General features: G+C 46.5%; 18 protein-coding genes. 13 read left to right on the top strand and 5 right to left on the bottom strand.

Annotation, left to right across the window (positions count from 1 at the left end; genetic code table 11):
- Window positions 1-93: 93 nt before the first annotated feature.
- Window positions 94-1,524, bottom strand: a complete 1,431-nt coding sequence (locus tag H2R00_RS13670) for an alanine/glycine:cation symporter family protein (RefSeq protein WP_182069471.1) — start codon at window positions 1,522-1,524, stop codon at window positions 94-96.
- Window positions 1,525-1,548: 24 nt separating this feature from the next.
- On the bottom strand, window positions 1,549-2,532 hold the full coding sequence (locus H2R00_RS13665) for a glutaminase (RefSeq protein ID WP_154999392.1): 984 nt from the start codon (window positions 2,530-2,532) through the stop codon (window positions 1,549-1,551).
- A 388-nt stretch (window positions 2,533-2,920) separates the two neighbouring features.
- Here H2R00_RS13665 and H2R00_RS13660 point away from each other — a divergent pair, with 388 nt between their 5' ends.
- Both H2R00_RS13660 and H2R00_RS13655 read left to right on the top strand, forming a co-directional pair.
- Window positions 2,921-4,249 carry a sensor histidine kinase gene (locus H2R00_RS13660; RefSeq protein WP_154999393.1) on the top strand — a complete coding sequence of 443 codons (1,329 nt, stop codon included), beginning with the start codon at window positions 2,921-2,923 and terminating at the stop codon, window positions 4,247-4,249.
- A gap of 6 nt (window positions 4,250-4,255) precedes the next feature.
- The gene (locus tag H2R00_RS13655; RefSeq protein ID WP_154999394.1) at window positions 4,256-5,191 is read left to right on the top strand and encodes a response regulator; all 936 of its coding nucleotides are present in this window, start codon (window positions 4,256-4,258) and stop codon (window positions 5,189-5,191) included.
- A 42-nt stretch (window positions 5,192-5,233) separates the two neighbouring features.
- Here the strand turns inward: H2R00_RS13655 and H2R00_RS13650 are convergent, their stop codons facing one another.
- From H2R00_RS13650 to H2R00_RS13640, 3 genes are all read right to left on the bottom strand, one after another.
- A complete protein-coding gene (locus tag H2R00_RS13650; protein WP_154999395.1) occupies window positions 5,234-5,770 on the bottom strand; it encodes a GNAT family N-acetyltransferase in 537 nt (178 codons plus the stop codon).
- A gap of 93 nt (window positions 5,771-5,863) precedes the next feature.
- Window positions 5,864-7,669 (bottom strand): BlaR1 family beta-lactam sensor/signal transducer, encoded by a 1,806-nt coding sequence (locus tag H2R00_RS13645; RefSeq protein WP_182069469.1) that lies wholly within the window; start codon window positions 7,667-7,669, stop codon window positions 5,864-5,866.
- A 1-nt stretch (window position 7,670) separates the two neighbouring features.
- The gene (locus H2R00_RS13640; RefSeq protein WP_075753647.1) at window positions 7,671-8,057 is read right to left on the bottom strand and encodes a BlaI/MecI/CopY family transcriptional regulator; all 387 of its coding nucleotides are present in this window, start codon (window positions 8,055-8,057) and stop codon (window positions 7,671-7,673) included.
- Window positions 8,058-8,537: 480 nt separating this feature from the next.
- Between H2R00_RS13640 and blaP the strand changes: the two genes are divergently transcribed.
- From blaP to H2R00_RS13585, 11 genes are all read left to right on the top strand, one after another.
- Complete coding sequence (blaP, locus tag H2R00_RS13635) at window positions 8,538-9,470, top strand: class A beta-lactamase BlaP (RefSeq protein WP_182069467.1); 933 nt, start codon at window positions 8,538-8,540, stop codon at window positions 9,468-9,470.
- A 342-nt stretch (window positions 9,471-9,812) separates the two neighbouring features.
- On the top strand, window positions 9,813-11,564 hold the full coding sequence (locus H2R00_RS13630) for an alkaline phosphatase PhoD (protein ID WP_182069465.1): 1,752 nt from the start codon (window positions 9,813-9,815) through the stop codon (window positions 11,562-11,564).
- 21 nt (window positions 11,565-11,585) lie between these two features.
- Entirely contained in the window at window positions 11,586-11,798 is a 213-nt protein-coding gene (locus tag H2R00_RS13625) for a twin-arginine translocase TatA/TatE family subunit (RefSeq protein ID WP_176277149.1), read from the top strand.
- Between the two features lie 70 nt (window positions 11,799-11,868).
- Window positions 11,869-12,603 (top strand): twin-arginine translocase subunit TatC, encoded by a 735-nt coding sequence (tatC, locus tag H2R00_RS13620; protein WP_154999400.1) that lies wholly within the window; start codon window positions 11,869-11,871, stop codon window positions 12,601-12,603.
- 194 nt (window positions 12,604-12,797) lie between these two features.
- On the top strand, window positions 12,798-13,724 hold the full coding sequence (kdgD, locus tag H2R00_RS13615) for a 5-dehydro-4-deoxyglucarate dehydratase (RefSeq protein WP_182069463.1): 927 nt from the start codon (window positions 12,798-12,800) through the stop codon (window positions 13,722-13,724).
- 20 nt (window positions 13,725-13,744) lie between these two features.
- Window positions 13,745-15,211, top strand: a complete 1,467-nt coding sequence (gene gucD / locus H2R00_RS13610; protein ID WP_182069461.1) for an alpha-ketoglutaric semialdehyde dehydrogenase GucD — start codon at window positions 13,745-13,747, stop codon at window positions 15,209-15,211.
- A gap of 40 nt (window positions 15,212-15,251) precedes the next feature.
- On the top strand, window positions 15,252-16,628 hold the full coding sequence (locus H2R00_RS13605) for an MFS transporter (RefSeq protein WP_182069459.1): 1,377 nt from the start codon (window positions 15,252-15,254) through the stop codon (window positions 16,626-16,628).
- Window positions 16,629-16,665: 37 nt separating this feature from the next.
- A complete protein-coding gene (gene gudD, locus H2R00_RS13600; RefSeq protein WP_182069457.1) occupies window positions 16,666-18,033 on the top strand; it encodes a glucarate dehydratase in 1,368 nt (455 codons plus the stop codon).
- Between the two features lie 106 nt (window positions 18,034-18,139).
- Window positions 18,140-18,841 (top strand): FadR/GntR family transcriptional regulator, encoded by a 702-nt coding sequence (locus H2R00_RS13595; protein ID WP_154495802.1) that lies wholly within the window; start codon window positions 18,140-18,142, stop codon window positions 18,839-18,841.
- Window positions 18,842-18,929: 88 nt separating this feature from the next.
- Complete coding sequence (gene garD / locus H2R00_RS13590) at window positions 18,930-20,456, top strand: galactarate dehydratase (protein ID WP_412095331.1); 1,527 nt, start codon at window positions 18,930-18,932, stop codon at window positions 20,454-20,456.
- A 313-nt stretch (window positions 20,457-20,769) separates the two neighbouring features.
- Entirely contained in the window at window positions 20,770-21,480 is a 711-nt protein-coding gene (locus H2R00_RS13585) for a lipoprotein YvcA (protein WP_182069455.1), read from the top strand.
- Window position 21,481 lies beyond the last annotated feature (1 nt).

Below are 21,481 nucleotides of genomic sequence, written 5' to 3'. Positions count from 1 at the left end.
ACGGATACAAGAGGAAATACGTTTTATTATTTTGGGCGTGAAGCCGGTTTAAATGAACGATAAAAAAGCCGCCGTACCCGGCGGCTTTTCGTGTTATATCGCATTTTTGCTTTCGGCTTTTTGTTCGGTGCCGGAGTGCTCCCAGCATTCGACGCCTTCATGGTTTTCAAGAACATCTTTATAAAAGACCGGGTCTTTGCCCGCTTTGCGCTGTTTCACATAGTCTTTCAAGGCGGCAAATGCCACTTTTGACAGCAGGAAAATCGCAATCAGGTTGACGATGACCATCAATCCCATGAACAAATCGGCGAGGTCCCACACAAGCTGGACTTTTGATACCGATCCAAAGATGACCATCGCAAGCACACAGATTCTGTAAATGAAGAGCCATGCTTTGTTCGTGTGCAGGAATTCAATATTCGTCTCTCCGTAGTAGTAGTTTCCGATCAAGGTGCTGAAAGAAAACAGGAACACCATAATGGCGAGAAAGCCTGAGGCCCATGCTCCGATGTGCGTGCTGAGCGACGCTTGCGTCAACTCGATTCCGCTCAGCCCCGGTTCTTGATACGCATCGGAAAACAATATGATAAAAGCCGTGCTTGAACAAATCACCAAAGTGCTCGTAAAAACCCCTAAAGCCTGAACAAGGCCCTGTTTGACAGGATGGCTCGTGGTCGCTGCTGCGGCGGCATTCGGCGCACTGCCCATCCCGGCTTCATTCGAGAAGAGGCCGCGTTTGATTCCGTTCATCAGGGCTGCGCCGATGGCTCCGCCTGCCGCTTGTTCAAGGCCAAACGCATGACCGATAATTAAAGAGATGACGTCCGGCAGTTTCGTAATGTTCATCAGCATGACGAAAACGGCGACGCCGATATATAAGACGGCGAGAAATACGACAATATATTCGGACAGCTTGGCGATCCGTTTGATACCGCCGAAGGTAATGATGCCGAAAGCAATCGTAATGATAATCCCCAGTGTGAGACGGTCTGTGCCGAATGAGTTTTCAAAAGCGACCGTTATCGTATTGGACTGGACCGCGTTAAACACGATTCCGAAGGACAATGTGATCAAGACGGCAAACAGCGCACCCATCCAGCGTTTTTTCAAACCCTTTTCCATATAGTAAGCAGGACCGCCGCGGAAGCCGTCTTTATCCTTTATTTTATAAATTTGCGCCAGCGTGCTTTCGACAAAGCTTGACGCCGAACCGATGATGGCGATGATCCACATCCAAAAGATAGCGCCGGGTCCGCCCAAGGCAATGGCGATCGCAATCCCCGTAATATTTCCTGTACCTACTCTCGCGGCCATGCTGATGCAAAATGCCTGAAAAGGCGAGATTCCGTTTTTGTCGGGCGTCCCTTCCTTTAAAACCCGGAACATCTCTTTCAGCAAGCGAACTTGAAAGAACTTCGATTTAAAAGTAAAAAACAGTCCCGAAGCAAGAAGCATAATTATCAATAGTTTTGACCAAAGAAAATCATTTGTGACACCAATGACTTCTTGAAGGAATTGCTGCATGCTTTCACCTCTTTTTTTATGATTTTAAAAAATACTGAGATCCCATTCACGGGCTATATGTTTTAAAAGCATTCCGCCCGTCATGCTGTTGCCGTAATCGTCAATCGCCGGGCCGTAGATGCCGATGCCGCATCCATGCTGAAAAGGCTGTTCCCTTTTCATGCTGGCAGGCACCGCGCACATGATTCCGCCGGAGACGCCGCTTTTTGCCGGAATGCCGACAAAGGCCGCGAATTTTCCTGAAGCATTGTACATTCCGCACGTCAGCATTAAAGCTTTTGTCAGCCTGGCGACATCCTTCGGAATCACCTGCTCACGGCGGAGAGGATGATATCCGTCATTTGCGAGAATCATGCCGATCAAGGCGATGTCTTCAGTGCTTCCTTCCATGGAGCATTGCTTCAGATAAACTTCAAGCGTTTCTTCGACGTCTGCTTCGAGGAAGCCGGTTTCCTTTAAATAATGGGCCAATGCTCTGTTCCGATGGGCGGTTTGCCACTCTGACCGAAATACTTCTTCATTGATCTCAAGCCGTTTTCCAATCATTTTTTCAATGACGTCATGAAGCGACTCCATTTTTTCCAGTGCCGATATACCGGGAAGGATCGACGCAACGGTCAGCGCTCCGGCGTTGATCATCGGGTTAAACGGCTTTCCCGGCTTGTGCATTTCAAGGCGGATGATTGAATTGAACGCGTCTCCCGTCGGTTCTACATCAACACGGTCTAATACGTAAGAAATCCCTTTCGTCAAACACGCTGCGATAAAGCTGATCACCTTTGAGATGCTCTGGAGTGTGAATGATACGTCCCAATTTCCTGCTTTGATCATCGTGTGATCAGAACCGATCACACAGATGCCGAGCTGGTTAGAGTCGATTTTTCCTAAAGCCGGAATGTATTCGGCGTTGCGCCCGCTTGAGGAAAAAGGACGGTAATGTTCGACCAAATCTTCAAGGCGGGATTGCCAGAAAAGGGCGTCATAGCGTTCTTCCAATACTTCATTCATCGAAATTCCTCCAATCTGACCTGATTAAGCTGCAGGTTTACTGAAAAAATACGAGGCTCTAAAAAGCGGTGATTTGGGCATGGCGGCAGAAGGCAAAGGGGTATAAGCCTGTGCCGCACATGTTGTTTTAAAGCCTGTTCTTTCCTGGGAAAAAGGGGTTTGGATTGCACAAGGGAGTGAGTTGCGGGAAAATATAAGCGTTTTCAAATAGAGAAAATATACATTCAATTTATAATGGAACCTACATAAACCTACAAAAAGCGACAAAAATAATTAAAAAATAAGCCGATTGATTTAAAAATCAAATCGACTGTGGGTAAAATGGGAGTTGCGGATAACGTGTGATTAACGTCAAAATAAAGCAACACGTTTGTAATGGAGGATCAGCATGATGGGTGGAAATTGGGGAAGTGTGATGAAAAAGGCGGCCCGGCTTGTAAAAAAAGACGGCTATATCTTAACGGTGATGATGTTAACGGTGCCGCTGGCAGGAGAGTTGAAGTTTTATCCGCTCAACGAGACCTTCCGGGTCAGCTTCGGCGTTCCGACTTTCTTTTTTCTTTTGCTGCTGCTGCGGAATGTGCCGGCTGTGCTGTCCGGCTTTTTAACGGGGGCGGCTGTCGTCGGATTTCGGGTGCTGCTTGATGCATTCGGCCCGGGACAGATCGATTGGCTGTCATCCTTTTACCACCATTATCCGACTTTTTTCTTTTATTTCACATATGCGTTTCTATTCTACTTGGCAAAAGTGAAACGATTTCAATTTCGCCCGCTCTACATCGGGTTTCTGGGTTTCGGAATCGAACTGATTGCCGATGGAGCCGAACTGGCTGTTCAATATATGATGTTCGAGTCTACCGTTACCCCGGGAAAGATCCGCGACATGATGGCGATTGCTTTTTCCCACAGCTTTATTGTGCTGAGCTTTTTTAATGTCATGAAGCTGTATGAAACGCAATCGCGGGAAAAGCAGATCCGCGAACAAAATGAGCACATGCTGATGATCGTTTCAAACTTATATGAAGAAACCGTTCATTTGAAAAAGACGTTGAAGAATACTGAAGAGATTACGAACGAGTCCTATCAGCTGTACAGGCTTTTAAATAGACAGAGCGATAACAATTCCTCCGTCCGGCAAATCAGCCAGAAAGTGCTGCGCCTCGCCGGTGAAATCCACGAGGTCAAAAAAGACAATCAGCGCATTTTCGCCGGACTTTCAAAATTAATTTCAAAAGAAAGCTTCAGAGACTACATGGCTGCAGAAGATCTGGTCCGGCTTGTGACCGGCATTAATCGAAAGTATGCAGAATCGCTCGAAAAAGACATTGACTTTCATTATTCGATAGACGGAGAACATCCGAAATACCACGTGTATACCGTATTATCCGTGATTAATAATATTATGGCGAATGCGGTGGAAGCGATTCAAAAGCAGGGCTCCATCCGCCTCAGCCTCTATAGGCGCAGCGATGACATGCTGGAATGCCGTGTAGAAGATGACGGACCGGGCATTCCCGAGAAAGTCGGGGATGTGGTATTTGAGCCGGGGTACACATCAAAATATGATGAATTCGGAACTCCTTCAACCGGAATCGGTCTGTCTTATGTGAAGGAAACTGTCGAGGAGCTCGGAGGGAGCATTCGATTTCGGAATGATGCAAGCGGTGTTGTGTTTACGATCAGACTTCCGGTCCAACAATTGATTCAGAAAGGGTGAAGACCTGTGCGTTTTTTTATTGCAGATGATGACCGTGCTGTGCGATCAATTTTAAAACAAATCATTGAAGACGAAGATTTGGGTGAAGTGGCCGGAGAAGCGGAAGACGGCTGCGATTTGGAAGGCCACGTCCTGAATTTGCAGCAAATTGATATTTTATTTGTCGATCTTTTAATGCCGCTCCGCGACGGAATTGAGACGGTTCGTCATTTGCATGGAGCTTTCTCAGGGAAGATCATCATGATTTCCCAGGTGGAATCGAAGGAAATGATCGGTGAAGCCTACTCCCTGGGGATTGAATATTATATACATAAACCGATTAACCGCATTGAAATCTTGAACGTCATTCAAAAAGTCAAGGAGCGCATTGAGCTGGAAAGGTCGATCCATGATATACAATCTTCGCTGAACCGGCTTGTGAGTCTCGGCAGCGGACGAAAAAACGGCTTTAGGGAAAAAAGTATTCAGGAAACAGGCGAATTTCTCCTTTCTGAACTCGGAATCGTCGGGGAGAGCGGGTCCCAGGATTTAATCGCCATCCTTCAGTATTTGTTTGATGATGAACAGACCTCATTATATGAAAAGGACTTTCCGCCGCTCAAACAGATTTTTCATCAGATTGCCGAGCAAAAGCTCGGGCCGGCTGCTTCACCCGTAGAGATCAACAGGGAGGTTAAAGCGTCTGAGCAGCGAATACGGCGGGCGGTCAGCCATTCGCTAAACCATTTCGCATCACTCGGTTTAACAGACTTTTCAAATCCGCGGTTTGAAAGCTATGCGTCCCGGTTTTTTGACTTTACCGTCATCAGCAAAAAAATGAAAGAGCTGCAGAAAGACTCTGCCGCCGCCTTGCCGTCCGCCCGCGTCAACACGAAAAAATTCATTCAGGTTTTCTTTTTGGAAGCCAAGCGGTTGAGTGAAAGCACCGGGAAAATGGGTTGAAAAGAGCTTCCTCACCTTAGAGGAAGCTCTTCTGCCTGCCGGTTATCCAGCGTATTCTCTTTTCAGCAGTGAAAACATGTATACGTCAATCAGCTTTCCTTTTGCTTTCTCGTATTCTCTTAACAGTCCTTCCTTTTGAAAGGATAACGAGTTGAGGAGTTTGATTGAAGGCGTGTTTTCAGGCTCTACCTTCGCTTCGATTCGGTTGAGGTTCAAGGTTGTAAAGCCGTAGTCGATCAGCTTTTTAACAGCTTCGGAAGCAAAGCCTTTTCCCCAATGATTTCTCCCTAAGTCATAGCCGATTTCAGCTCTGCTGTTTTCCTGGTCGATCATATTAAAGCCGCACGTCCCGATGACTTCATCCGTTTCTTTTACAACGATCGAAAAGCGGTTCGCCTGCCCTTCAAGGCTTAAATCATTGATCATTTGGATCATGTCCCGCGCTTGGGAGACGTCTGTAAAAGGCGTGATATTCATATACTTTGTGACTTCCGGATCTGACCAGTATTGACAGAGGACATCTGCATCCTCCAATTCCATTTTTCTCAAAGTCAATCTTTCTGTATAAAGGGTTTCCATGATCTTGCCTCCAAGTTCCGTTTTATTTAGGAAGGTGAAAGGACCATTCATCGATCTGCGCATCATTCATGTTCATAGAATAAAATGTAACTGTTATCGGGAAGCGGATGGATAAATCCCTTTTTTATCCAAAATGGAAAGTGCAATCTCGGCAGCAGAGCTTCCGGCAGCCTGTTTTTCACCTTGAATATGAACAGCAAAGAAAAAAGTATTATCGGCAGTTTCTACATATCCGACAAACCAGCCGGCATGAAGTTCCCCGTTGATAACCGATGTTCCGGTTTTACCGGATAAAACTCTGCCATTTGATTCTTCTAAACGTATCGAATCTTTCACAGTTTGAATATTAGACTGTTTAAAATCAAATTCGTTATCATAAAACTTTTTTAATATATTGACCTGTTCAAGAGGGGAAATTTGAAGAGAGCCATCCAGCCAATAATGAGCCGGGTCTGAAAAATCCTCATTTCCATAATGTATAGATTTGAGATAATGACGTAAATGATCCTCCCCAATTTGCCGGTCCAGTTTTTGAAAATACCATGTTGCGGAGCTGCTCATCGCAGAGAATAAATCCTGGTCTTGATTCCATTCTTTATACGGATATTGAGTCCCGTCCCAAGTCATGTGAGAATGGTTCTTCGTGATGATTCCGGATTCCAGTGCGAGCAATGCGCTAAACACCTTGTATGTGGAAGCAGGTGCGAATCTGGAGGTGCTTTCTTTCCTATTGTATATTGTATACTTTTTCCTACTAGAATCCAACAGGACAAAGCCCCCTGAGGCTGAGAATTTATCAAAAAAGGTGCTGTAATCTTCGTATTCTACATTCGTGCCGGGTAAAAAGCGTGTTTCTTGTTGCATGGCCAATATAGACACAGAAGGAGTACCAGCTAACATGATCCCAAGGACAAGGGCGAACACTACAGCACTTTTCACCTTTAGCAAAGGCGATGCCGCCTGGAAGTTGACAACTGTGACAATCCGTCTTTTGATATGTTTGTATGAGCTGCTGAATTCAGAAGCGGCTAACAAAGATGATGTTCTTTGCTTAAGTGAAGTGAATTTTAAAATCACCTCGCCATATTTGAGATGTAATTTTTTATCAAGCGTTTTTAATACGGCAAAGTCGCAAGAAATCTCCATCTCCGTTTTCGCTTCCTTTGATAAATACCAAACGAGGGGATTAAACCAATAGACGATTTTCAACAGGCAAAGAAAATAGTTGATGAGCATATCTTTTCGTTTGCAATGGTACAGTTCATGAAGCAAAACACATTTCATCTCGTCGGCAGAAAACATTGAAGTATCTTTTGGCAAGATAATATACGGACGGATGACCCCGAATGTAATGGGGGATTTTATCAATGGGGAACGGCCCAAAATGACTTTTTGATGAAAGCGTATTTCCTCTTTACATGTGTGAAAAAGGGTTAATAGCTCTTTACTGTTAACAATTTGCAGGCTCTTTTTTATTTTGCCGATTTTTAGATTGCTATAAAGAGTAGCTATAAGCATAACAGCAATACCCAATATCCAAACTGCGAAAAAGGCTGAATCTATCATTTTGAAAGACGATTGTTCAATCGATATCGAAAAGTCCTGCACCCAGTTTGCATGTTGGTCAATTGCTTCTGTCGCATGATCTGTGGAATGGGTTTGAGAAAATGCTGAATGAGCTCCCCCTAAGTTCAGAATCCAGTCAAAATGATGGCTTTTTAGAAAATGAAAGGGGATAAAAGGAGCGATCAATGCCAAAAGAGAAATCACGCTAATATGATAGTGGGTGCCTACAGTGATTTGAGACTTCAGCAGTTTTTTAAAGAGTATGATGATAGAAAAAAACAAAGACAATAGAATTTGACTAACCAAAAAGGGAATAAAGAAAGAACTGCTCATTTCATTCCTTCTTTCTGTTCTTATGTTCTTCTAATATTTGATACAACTCATTAATTTCTTCACCTGACAGCTGATCATTCTCCAAAAAGTTTAATACCATCGAATTAAGGGTGCCATTATAAAACCGGTTTAAAAAACTGTGACTCTTAACCTCTATATAATCACTTTCGTCTATATTTGGAGTATAAACGAAAACCCGTCCTTCTTTATGGTGGTTTAATGCTCCTTTTTTAATGAGGCGCAGCAGCATGGTTTGAATGGTTTTAGGGCTCCATTCACTGGTTTTGGATAACTCTTTAATCACCTCATTGGTATTGATCGAAGAATGCTTCCAAATGACTTTCATCACTTCTAATTCCGCATCAGAGATTTGAGGTATTTTTTTCATTTCCATCATCCTATACTTACAAATGTAATACTCTCATTATAGGTTTGCCATTTTAAGAAGTCAATGAAGTGCATATTGCCCACAACCTCACATCGAATCACAAAAGCATCTTGTTAGCGTTTTGTAAATATGGCAACTCCCTCTACTGCTCTTCATCGAACCTGTCTTTCATTTTTAATCATCTTTTAAAGGCTAGCACTTTCATAAAAAACTGTTGCAATTAAAACTTACATGTGTAATACTTTCAAAGACTACATTTGTAAGATTTGATGTTTAAACATCAAAATTCGAAGTTGAACACGCTCCAATTGAAAAAAAGGGGGGGATTATCGAGATAGCACGAGGTTGTAGAAGCTGATGTTGAAAAGCAAGCAGAAATGGGGCTTCAACGAATAAATGTAGGTCAAAATTTGCTTGAAATGCTTAACTGCACGAGTGGTTTCTATAAATAAGATATTCGTTACAAAGGAGACGATTTTGATGAAATTATGGAAAACAATTTTCGGCACTTTAAAACTGAAAAAAGTTGCCCCCTTGTTGCTTGTCTCATGTGTAGCCCTTGTCGGATGCAATGACAATAACTCGAATGCCTCACAATCTGCCGAGAAGAATGAAAAGACGGAGATGAAAGATGATTTTGCAAAACTTGAGGAACAATTTGATGCAAAACTCGGGATCTTTGCATTAGATACAGGTACAAACCAAACGATAACGCATCGTCCGGATGAGCGTTTTGCTTTTGCATCGACGATTAAGGTTTTAACCGTAGGCGTGCTTTTACAACAGAAATCAATAGAAGATCTGAACCAGAGAATAACATATACACGTGATGATCTCGTAAACTACAACCCCATTACGGAAAAGCATGTTGATACGGGAATGACGCTTAAAGAGCTTGCAGATGCTTCGATTCGATATAGTGATAATGCGGCACAGAATCTCATTCTTAAACAAATTGGCGGGCCTGAAAGTTTGAAAAAGGAACTGAGGAAGCTTGGTGATGAAGTTACAAATCCCGAACGATACGAACCAGAGTTAAATGAAGTGAATCCGGGAGAAACTCAAGATACCAGTACAGCAAGAGCACTTGCGACAAGCCTTCAAGCTTTTGCTCTTGAAGATAAACTTCCAAGTGAAAAACGCGAGCTTTTAATCGATTGGATGAAACGAAATACGACTGGGGATGCCTTAATCCGCGCCGGTGTGCCGGAAGATTGGGAAGTGGCTGATAAAACTGGAGCGGGATCATATGGAACCCGGAATGACATTGCCATCATTTGGCCGCCAAAAGGAGATCCTGTCGTTCTTGCAGTATTATCCAGCCGGGATAAAAAGGATGCCAAGTATGATGATAAGCTTATTGCAGCAGCAACAAAGGTGGTAATCAAAGCCTTAAACAAGAACGGCAAATAAAACATTGCAATAAATTGTGTTAAAACATCATCTTACATAAAGTCACTTGCTGATCAAGCTCATATCATTGTCTGGCAATGGTGTGGGCTTTTTTTGTTTTCTCTCTTTAAAGATCATGTGAAGAAAAACGGGAGAATCGGTCTGCGGGAAACGACCGGGTTTTTGTCGAAATCATAGGCGAATGGGTTGATTTGTGACAAAATTCGACACATCTATCGGTAGTGTGACTTGATGGACCATGTATCGCGTTTCTTCTCCTATTTACAATACTTTACAGATCGTTAATAAACTCTGCCTATAATAGAACCCGATCAATCATTTGTATAGAGAGGGGTAATACGAATGACACATGAAGGACCGCTGGAGGAATGGATGAAAAAGCTGAGTGAGGAAAGCCTCAAGGACAATACGTTTGACCGCCGCCGCTTTATTCAAGGGGCCGGCAAAATAGCCGGGCTTTCGCTCGGACTTGCGATCGCGCAATCGATGGGGGCAATGGAAGTTAATGCAGCACCGACATTCTCGGAATATCCGTTTACACTTGGCGTTGCATCGGGAGATCCGCTTTCTGACAGCGTCGTGTTGTGGACAAGGCTGGCGCCCGATCCGCTAAACGGTGGCGGGATGCCAAATGAAGCTGTATCTGTGAAATGGGAGCTCGCAGAAGACGAACGCTTCCGCCGAATCGTCAAACGGGGAACCGAAAAAGCGACACCGCACCTTGCACATTCAGTACATGCCGAGGTATCCGGACTGAAACCGAATCATGTGTATTATTACCGCTTTAAATGCGGCAACCAGCTGAGCCCTGTCGGCAAGACAAAGACGCTTCCGGCACCCGGGGCAGATGTTGCTAAATTCACATTCGCTTTTGCTTCATGCCAGCAGTACGAACATGGCTATTATACCGCATATCAGCATATGGCGAAGGAAAAGCTCGATCTTGTTTTTCATCTCGGCGACTATATTTATGAGTACGGTCCGAATGAATACGTTTCGAAAACAGGCAATGTCAGAACACACAGCGGTCCTGAAATCATGTCGCTGCTTGATTACCGAAACCGCCATGCCCAATACCGTTCAGATGCAAATTTGAAAGCCGCGCATGCCGCCTTCCCGTGGGTTGTCACATGGGACGACCATGAAGTGGAGAACAACTATGCGAATGTCATCCCTGAAAAAGGCCAGTCAGTTGAAGCGTTTATTAAACGGCGAGCCGCTGCATACCAAGCTTATTACGAGCATATGCCGCTCCGCCGCAAATCCCTGCCGAACGGTCCTGATATGCAATTGTACCGGAATTTTTCCTACGGCAATTTGGCTGACATTAGCGTGCTGGATACCCGTCAGTATCGCGATGACCAAGCCAATGGAGATGGCAATAAGCCTCCTTCTGATGAATCGAACGATCCGAAGCGGACGCTGCTTGGAGCGGAACAGGAGGCTTGGCTGTTTGACAATCTGAGTCGTTCCGAGGCGCATTGGAACATCATCGCTCAGCAGATTTTCTTTGCGCAATGGAACTTTGGGACAAGCGCAGCGCCGATTTACAGCATGGATTCATGGGACGGATATCCTGCTCAGCGCAAGCGGGTGATCGATTTCATCAAATCTCAAAAACTGAACAACATCGTCGTCCTCACCGGTGATGTGCATGCCAGCTGGGCAAATAATCTGCTCGTTGATTTTGACAATCCGAAATCGGACATCTTCGGCGTAGAATTCGTCGGGACGTCGATTACATCGGGAGGAAACGGCGCTGATAAAAGAGCAGACACGGATAAGATTTTATCGAACAATCCTCATATTAAGTTTTTCAATGATTACCGCGGCTATGTGCGCTGTACGGTCACACCGGAAGAATGGCGGACAGATTACCGCGTCGTCCCATATGTGACCGAGCCGGGTGCAGCGGTTTCGACAAGAGCTTCCTATGTTTATCATAAAGACTACACAGGGCTGAAACGGACCGCTTCCAACATTGTGCCTGGAGGCGTGAAGAAGTCTAACGAAGTCGAAGAAGACCGCTTCCTCGCACATACAAGAGCCCATCAGAAGCAAGTGAAGCAAAAGGAGAAAAAGGTAACCCAGTAATCAATGAAAGGATGACAGCAAATGCTTTCAAATATCGGTATTCCGGGTCTCATTCTGGTTCTGGTGATTGCGCTGATCATTTTCGGGCCTTCAAAGCTCCCGGAAATCGGCCGGGCTTTTGGAAAAACGCTGACCGAATTCAAAAGCGCGACAAAGTCTTTAGTATCTGCCGATGACAATGAGATCGGACAGGAGCCTAATGCGAAAAAGCAAAGCGATCCATCGGCAAGATGATCAATAGAGCGGGCGGGTAAACCCGTCTGTTCTTTTTTCTGTTTAACATGCGAAGGGGAGGAAGGCGAAGGTGAAAAAAAGGGAAACACATTTGATTGCCCATCTTGAAGAACTGCGCCAGCGAATCATTAAAACGCTTCTTACGTTTATTCTGTTTCTCATCACCGGCTTTTTGTTTGTTCAGGACATCTATGACTGGCTGATCAGGGACCTTGATGAAAAGCTTGCTGTACTGGGGCCGGGGGATATTCTTTGGGTTTATATGATGATTGCGGGGGTGCTGGCGATCGCTGCCACCATACCGGTGGCTGCTTTTCAGACATGGCGGTTTGTGGCGCCTGCGCTGACCGACCACGAACGGAGGACGGCATTATTTTATATACCGGGACTGTTCATTTTTTTTATTTTGGGGATTGTATTCGGCTATTTTGTGCTCTTTCCGCTCGTTCTTCAGTTTTTGATCGGCTTATCTGCCGGCCATTTTCAAACGATGTTTACGGCGGAGCATTATTTTCGCTTTATGATGAACCTCACACTGCCATTCGGGTTTTTGTTCGAAATGCCCCTCGTCGTGATGTTTTTAACGAGCCTCGGGATTTTAAATCCGGCCAAGCTCAGTAAAATGAGAAAAATTTCTTATTTTGCGCTGATCGTCGTATCAGTTGTGATCACGCCGCCCGATTTTATCTCGGATGTGCTGGTGATCGTCCCGCTGCTTGTATTATACGAATTAAGCATCTCTTTATCAGCGTTTATCTACCGGAAAAAAACAGCTGCACAACAAGGGGCTGAGGCTCAAGGCTGAAGACGGACTGTGTCTTCAGTCTCTTTTTTTTGCTTGAAATGAAAAAAATCAGAAAATAATGATATTGACAATTTGTTTATTTGTCTTACAATTAAACAAAAAGATGAATGGAGGGATTTTCTAAAACAGAGACATCGCATTTTAGCCAAATGACAACGCTTTCTCAGGAAATGAACGACAGGGGGATGACGGAGATGAGTCAATTACGGAAGGCGCCGGAAGGCATATTGGGTTTCCCGGTGGCACCCTTCAACGGGGAAGGAAAACTGGAGGAAGAAGCACTTTACGAAAACATCCGCTTTTTATTGGATGAGGGGCTTGAGGCGGTTTTTATCGCTTGTGGCTCAGGAGAATTTCAGTCTCTCAGCACAAAGGAATATGAGCAAATGGTCGAAATTGCCGTCTCGGCGGCAGGCGGGAAGGTGCCTGTTTACACAGGAGTGGGCGGCAACTTAAGCACTGCTTTGGAATGGGCGCGGATTTCCGAAGAAAAAGGGGCCGACGGCTATTTGATTCTCCCGCCGTACTTGATACACGGAGAGCAGGAAGGCCTCTATCAGTACACGAAAACAATCATTGAAAGCACGGATTTAAATGCCATCATTTATCAGCGAGACAATGCGGTTTTGACGCTTGAACAGATTCAGCGGCTGACCGATCTCGAGCAGCTTGTCGGACTCAAAGACGGCATAGGGGATATGGCATTGAATATCAGTTTGTCATATACGATAGGAGACAGGCTGGGCTGGCTCAACGGAATGCCGATGGCTGAAGTCACGATGCCGGCCTATGCTCCGATTGGCTTTACGTCGTATTCTTCGGCGATATCCAATTATATTCCCCATATTTCCAGAATGTTTTATGAGGCATTATTAAACGGTAACGACCAGCTTGTCAAAGAGATTTATGAGCATGTCATCATGCCGATCAACGAGATCCGCAAACTTCGGAAAGGCTATGCCGTGTCCTTGATCAAAGCCGGCATGGAAATCATGGGGCTTCATGTGAAAAACACTGCGAGACCGCCGATCGTTCCGGTGGAAAAAGAACATTGCCGGCAGCTCGAAAACATTCTGAAAAACGCGATGGCGCGTTATCCGAAAACGACCGCTGCCCTATAAACAAAAGGAGGAACTTGAAGATGTCTGTTGCAGCTGAAAATAAAACGTATTTTAACTTTATCAACGGCCGCTGGGTGAAGGCCGAATCGGGCGGGATGGAACAGAGCTTGAACCCGGCAGATACACGGGATATCGTCGGGCTTGTCCAAAAATCTTCGATTGAGGATGTAGACCGGGCGGTTGAAGCGGCCAAGCAGGCCAAGAAGGCGTGGAGAAAGCTGTCGGGTGCGGAGCGCGGTCAATTCCTTTACAAGGCCGCTGACATCATGGAACAGCGCCGCGATGAAATTGCCGAATGTGCGACGCGTGAAATGGGCAAAACACTGCCTGAAGCGAAAGGAGAAACAGCACGGGGAATCGCGATTCTCAGATACTATGCCGGAGAGGGGCTGCGAAAAACAGGTGATGTGATTCCGTCGACCGATTCATCCGCTTTTATGTACACCGACAGGGTGCCGCTCGGCGTCGTCGGCGTCATCTCGCCGTGGAATTTCCCTGTTGCCATCCCGATTTGGAAAATGGCGCCTGCTCTTATCTATGGAAATACGGTTGTCATTAAGCCGGCTACGGAAACCGCAGTCACCTGTCTTAAGGTTATCTCGTGCTTTGAAGAAGCAGGGATTCCGTCAGGCGTGGTCAATGCGGTGACAGGACCGGGATCATCGGCCGGCCAAAGGCTTGCCGAGCACCCGGATGTGAACGGAATTACGTTCACAGGATCGAATCAAACAGGAAAAATTATCGGCCGGACGGCATTTGAAAGAGGGGCGAAGTACCAGCTTGAGATGGGCGGCAAAAACCCGGTGATCGTAGCGGATGACGCCGACCTTGATATTGCGGTTGAAGCGGTCATCAGCGGAGCGTTCCGATCGACAGGCCAAAAGTGTACGGCGACAAGCCGCGTCATCGTCTTAAACGGCGTTTATGACCGGTTTAAAGAAAAGCTGCTTCAACAGACAAAAGAGATTACAATTGGCGACAGCTTAAAAGAAGATGTCTGGATGGGACCGATTGCGAACAAACAGCAGCTTGATAACTGTCTGTCCTATATTGAAAAAGGAAAGCAAGAAGGCGCGGACCTCATTTTCGGCGGCGAGAGGCTGGCAGATGGGAAATACGAAAACGGCTATTATATCAGGCCGGCCATTTTTGACAACGTCACTTCCGGCATGACGATTGCTCAAGAAGAAATTTTCGGCCCGGTCATCGCTTTAATCAAGGCGGATACACTTGAGGAAGCTTTGGAGACGGCCAATGACGTCAAATTCGGCCTGAGCGCCTCCATTTTTACGCAAAACGTTGGGCGGATGCTGTCATTCATAGATGAAATCGAAGCGGGGCTCATTCGCGTCAACGCCGAAAGCGCCGGTGTCGAACTGCAGGCGCCATTCGGAGGCGTTAAACAATCGAGCTCGCATTCACGGGAACAGGGAGAGGCAGCCAAAGAATTTTTTACAGCCGTGAAAACGGTATTTGTCAAACCGTAAATTAGCCGTTTCGGTACAAATGAATAAAGGAGAAGATGCTATGAAAAAAAATCGTGCAGCCTCCCCCCATACCGCGGGGAAAAGAAGTTCTGTCCGCTGGTTTGTCGTGTCTATGCTGTTTCTCGTCACATCCATTAATTATGCCGACCGTGCGACACTCTCGATCGTCGGCGATTCTGTGCAGCATGAGCTTGGGCTAAGTTCGGTGGCGATGGGGTATGTCTTTTCCGCATTTGGCTGGGCGTATGTTGTCGGCCAAATCCCCGGAGGCTGGCTGCTCGACCGTTTTGGGTCGAAAATCGTCATTGCTGCCAGCATCTTCTTTTGGTCATTGTTTACCCTTTTGCAGGGGACGCTGGGCTTTTTCGCCGCGGGAACGGCCGTTATCCTTTTATTTGCGCTCCGGTTTCTCGTCGGTCTGTCAGAAGCGCCGTCCTTTCCGGGCAACGGCCGGGTGGTGGCTTCCTGGTTTCCAAGTTCTGAACGCGGAACAGCGTCGGCGATCTTCAACTCGGCGCAGTACTTTGCACTTGTCATTTTTTCGCCGCTAATGGGGTGGCTCGCCCACTCTTTCAGCTGGCATACGGTTTTTGTGATTATGGGTGCTCTAGGGATCGCGATGTCGTTTATTTGGCTGAAAACGATTTACGAACCAAAAAAACATCCGAGAATGAATGCCGCCGAACTGGCGTACATCGAACAAGGCGGCGCGCTTGTCTCAATGGATGAGGGAAAGAACGCGGAAAAAAAAGAAAAGGAGTCGCAATGGCCTTACATTAAGCAGCTTTTAAGAAGCCGGATGCTGCTCGGGGTGTACATTGCCCAATACTGCATCACAACGTTGACCTATTTCTTTCTGACATGGTTTCCGGTCTATCTCGTTCAGGCGCGCGGCATGTCGATCCTTGAAGCGGGTTTTGTCGCATCGCTTCCTGCAATCTGCGGATTTTTAGGAGGGTTGCTGGGCGGGTTCGTGTCAGATTACCTTCTGAAAAAGGGCTGCTCCATAACGGTTGCCAGAAAAACGCCGATCATCCTTGGCATGCTGATGTCCTGCTCGATGATCGTATGCAACTATGCAGATTCGTCTTGGCTGGTCATCTCCATCATGTCGCTTGCCTTTTTCGGAAAAGGATTCGGCGCGCTGGGCTGGGCGGTTGTGTCAGATACCTCGCCAAAGGAGTGTGCCGGCTTGAGCGGCGGCATCTTCAATACCTTTGGAAATATTGCGTCCATTACGACGCCCATTATCATCGGATATATCGTGAATGCGACAGGCTCATTTAACGGAGCGCTTGTTTTTGTCGGCGCCAACGCGATTGCCGCGGTATTAAGCTATCTGTTTCTCGTCGGGCCGATCAAGCGCATCGAACTGCAGAAAGAGGGAGACCCTGCAGACACCACTTTATCCATGTAAAATGTAAGCGCTTTAACAAGAGGGAGGCTAAATCGATATGAATACAAACATCCATCAGCAGGTAAAAGAGGAGAAAGCATCGCAAACACCGTCTATTGCTGATATGCAGGTCATACCCGTGGCAGGGCGCGACAGCATGCTTTTGAATTTGAGCGGAGCTCACGGCCCCTTTTTCACACGGAATATCGTGATTTTAAAAGATTCATCAGGTGCTCTCGGCGTCGGCGAAGTCCCGGGCGGCGATCGGATCCGCCAGACGCTTGAGCAGGCGAAGCCGCTTGTTATTGATCGGCCGCTCGGCGCTGTTCAATCGATTTTGCAGTCTGTCAGGAGTCAGTTTAAAGACCGGGATGCCGGAGGACGCGGGGTGCAGACCTTTGACCAGCGGACGACGATACACGCAGTGACTGCATTGGAAGCAGCTTTGCTCGATTTGCTCGGGAAATTTCTCGGCGTCCCTGTGGCGGCGCTGTTGGGGGAAGGCCAGCAGCGGGAAAAAGTGAAGATGCTCGGCTATTTGTTTTACATCGGCGACCGAAAGCGGACGACGCTTCCCTATATCAGTGAACAAGAGGCAAGTGCCGACTGGTTCCGCCTCCGCCGTGAAGAAGCGTTAACACCCGGAGCGATCGTCCGTCTTGCTGAAGCAGCTCAAGAACAATACGGTTTTCACGATTTTAAATTAAAAGGCGGCGTCCGCTCGGGAGAGGAAGAAATCGAGGCGGCATCCGCTTTAGCGAAGCGGTTTCCTGAAGCGAGAATCACACTTGACCCGAATGGCGCGTGGTCATTGGAAGAAGCGATTGCGCTTTGTAAGGGAAAGCGGGATGTGCTCGCCTACGCGGAAGACCCTTGCGGAGCGGAAGCCGGATACTCGGGGAGGGAAATCATGGCCGAATTCCGCCGTGCGACAGGCATTCCGACAGCGACGAATATGATTGCGACAGACTGGCGGCAAATGGGGCATGCGATACAACTGCACGCCGTTGATATACCGCTTGCAGACCCGCATTTCTGGACGATGCAGGGATCCGTCCGCGTTGCTCAAATGTGCCATGAATGGGGGCTGACGTGGGGCTCTCACTCCAATAACCATTTTGACGTCTCACTGGCTATGTTCACCCACGTTGCCGCAGCAGCTCCGGGTGACATCACGGCGATTGATACGCATTGGATTTGGCAGGATGGACAGCGTCTGACAAAACAGCCTTTTTCAATCGCTGACGGATATGTCCAAGTTCCTGATCAGCCAGGGCTCGGCATTGAAATCGATATGGAACAGGTGGAAAAAGCAAATGAGCTGTTTGAGAAAATGACAGCAGGCGAGCGGAATGATGCCGTTGCCATGCAGTTTTTGATTGAAAATTGGCGTTTCGACCCTAAACGCCCTTGTCTTGTTCGATAATTGCTGAAACAGCGGTTTGAGAGGCCCCTAGCCGACATTGTCATACGCGATATTTTGTCTTACAATATGAACAACTGAAAGGGGGCCCACAGTCGTGGAAGAAGATATGGAAACATTGCAGGTCGAATCAGTTAATCGCAAGACATTGGCAAAACAGGTTGTTGAACGAATCGTCCATTTATTATCAAGCGGCCAATTGAAACCGGGGGACAAACTGCCGACGGAGATCGAGCTCATGGAAAAGCTAAATGTCAGCAGACCCGTTCTCCGCGAAGCTTTAATATCACTCGAAACGCTCGGAATTATTAAAAGAAAAACCCGAGACGGCACGTATTTTAATGATAAAATCGGCATCCAGCCGTTTTCTGTCATGCTGGCTTTGGCGGTCGATAATTTGCCGGCCATTATTGAAGCGAGGATGGCACTTGAACTCGGGCTTGTCACGATCGCCGCAGAAAAGATCAATGACAGTCAGCTCGAAAGGCTGCAGGAAACGATCGATATCATTGCAAACAGCACAGATAATCATTATGGAGAAGCGGATAAGGAATTTCACCGGATTATCGCTTTGAGCGCAAACAACCCGGTGCTGGAAGGCATGATTCAATCACTCTTGATCACACACGCCAAAATCGACAGCCAGATTCCATACAGGGAAAGGGACCGGACTGTCGAATATCATACGAATATTTTGAAAGCCCTTCAACAAAGGGACCCATATCAAGCCTATCACCATATGTATGAGCATTTAAAATTTGTACGTGACAAAATACTGAATGGTCTTCGTGATGAAAAAAACAATCATTAAATTGTTTGACAGCGCTTTCTAACATGTGCCGCGGCGAGAGAAGGGCCGCGGAAAGGCGCTGATCGAAAAGGGGAGTTGATCAATCCTTATGCTTGTCAATCAAACTGAAACCCCGTTGTACATTAAGGTGAACGAAAAAGACAATGCCGCAATCATCGCCAATGCCGGCGGACTGCCGAAAGGGACGGTGTTTCCTTGCGGGCTTAAACTGCAAGAGCGCATTCCCCAAGGGCATAAAGTGGCTTTAACGAACATTACACAGGGCGGAGAAGTTATTCGCTACGGTGAAGTCATCGGCTATGCCGTCAAACCAATCGAAAAAGGCGGGTGGATTTCCGAGTCGCATATCATGCTTCCGGATGCTCCGCCGCTCGATGAACTGCCCATCGCCAACAAAGTTCCAAAACCCGCTCCCCCTCTTGAAGGGTACACATTTGAAGGATACCGGAATGAAGACGGGAGCGTCGGCACGAGAAACGTGCTGGGCATCATGACAAGCGTGCAATGCGTCGCAGGCGTTCTCGATTTCGCAGTTAAACGAATTAAAGAGGAACTGCTCCCAAAATATCCGAATGTTGATGGTGTCGCTGCATTAAATCATCAGTACGGCTGCGGTGTGGCGATTAATGCGCCGGAAGCCAGAATCCCGATCCGAACAATTCAAAATATCGCCAGGCACCCTAATTTCGGCGGCGAAGCGATGGTGATCGGACTCGGCTGCGAGAAGCTCCTTCCGACGAGGATAGAGCCGGAAGGAGACGCTGAAAATATTCTTTCATTGCAGGAACGGCAAGGGTTTCAGCAAATGATTCAATCGATTATGGAAATGGCCGAAGAGCGCTTAAAAAGGCTGAATGAACGGAAGCGGACGACATGTCCCGTTTCAGACCTGGTGATCGGCCTTCAGTGCGGAGGCAGCGACGCCTTTTCAGGGGTGACCGCAAACCCTGCGGCGGGATATGCGGCTGACTTATTCGTTCGGGCAGGGGCCACGGTTTTATTTTCGGAAGTCACCGAGGTCCGCGATGCCGTTCATCTCTTAACACCGCGCGCTGTCAATGAAGAAGTCGGCCGCGCCCTGATTCGGGAAATGGCTTGGTATGACCGCTATTTGGAAAGAGGCGAATCAGACCGAAGCGCCAATCCGTCGCCAGGAAACAAAAAGGGCGGACTGGCAAACGTGGTCGAGAAATCGCTCGGATCGATCGCGAAATCGGGAAGCAGCCCGATCAGTGCCGTACTTGCGCCTGGTGAGAGGGCTGTCCAGAAGGGCCTCATTTTTGCGGCGACACCTGCAAGCGATTTCGTATGCGGCACCCTGCAATTGGCCTCGGGCATGCATTTGCAGGTATTTACAACCGGAAGGGGAACACCGTATGGCCTTGTGATGGCTCCGGTTTTGAAAGTGGCGACCCGGCAATCGTTATCAGAAGATTGGCACGATTTGATTGACGTCAATGCCGGACGGATTGCAACAGGCGAAGCTTCAATAGAGGAAGTCGGCTGGGAAATCTTCCGGACGATACTTGACGTTGCAAGCGGAAGGAAAACATGGGCGGAACATTGGGGACTCTCCAATGACTTGTGTTTATTCAACCCGGCGCCTGTGACTTGATTGGAAAGCACCTTAAAATAGGTGCTTTTTTACTTGTGAACTCACATTTAACAAAAATTACAAAGTGGTGCTTTTTTCATATTTCCTCTTTGAAAAACTAAACCGCAATACCTTTCGAAACCTTGGCGCATCAACCATACTGCCTGTTTTTTCAGAGGGCTGGCATACAGTTTGCGGTGCTTGTGATTCATATTTCCTATTTATCTAATTTATTCCATGATGTAACATAAAAAAGGATCATTTTCAAGCAGGTCATTCGCATCAAAACGAAGTGCTTGCAGCTTAACTTAAAAGCCCTTGGAGGTTTAATAAAATGAAAAAGATGATGATATTGTGTTTTTCTATAATACTAGTCTTTACAGGAGGATGCAGTATGAACGACAGTCAAAACGGCAAGAACGGCAATCAAGAAGAAGCGGTCAAACCGAAAGACATGGATCCGAAAAACCTGCCGCAAGTCCCGGCATTCCAGGATGAGAAAACTAGAGAATACATGGCATCAACAAAGGAAATCGAGCCCGGCTATTATCTGCTTGAGTCTAAGCTGAAAGGGTTTACGATGTTGTTTCCGGAGGATGGGAAGTATGATGACAATTTATCCTCTCTCGGAAAAGATGAAGAGATATTCTCTTTTTATAGCTACGATGAAAAAACGAATGTTTCTCTTAATGCTTTTGTAGAATATTACCTAAATCAATCTTTTATCAATAATCCAAATGAAATGTTAGAACAAGTGAGGGAGGAAAATGGATATAAAGGACAATTTGAAAAGTTCGAGGAAAAAGATAAGGATATTTATTTTGCGTATATGAAAACTGTTCACGACGATACAAATCAAAAAAATAATGAGACTCATTCATATATTGGTTATGTAAATAAACAGAATTATGTTGGTATACAATTTACATTTGACTTTACTTGTCTAAAGAGTTCTAAACCTTGTTCATTTGATGTTGATTCTGCTGAAAAGAAAGCTAAGAAGTTAGTCAAATCCATCGTATTTTTAACTGATAAGGAGAAATAGG

It is taken from the genome of Bacillus haynesii, assembly GCF_014042035.1.
In the GTDB taxonomy this organism is placed as follows: domain Bacteria; phylum Bacillota; class Bacilli; order Bacillales; family Bacillaceae; genus Bacillus; species Bacillus haynesii.
The sequence above is the reverse complement of the archived record's forward strand: the minus strand, read 5'-3'. Positions and strand labels throughout refer to the sequence as shown.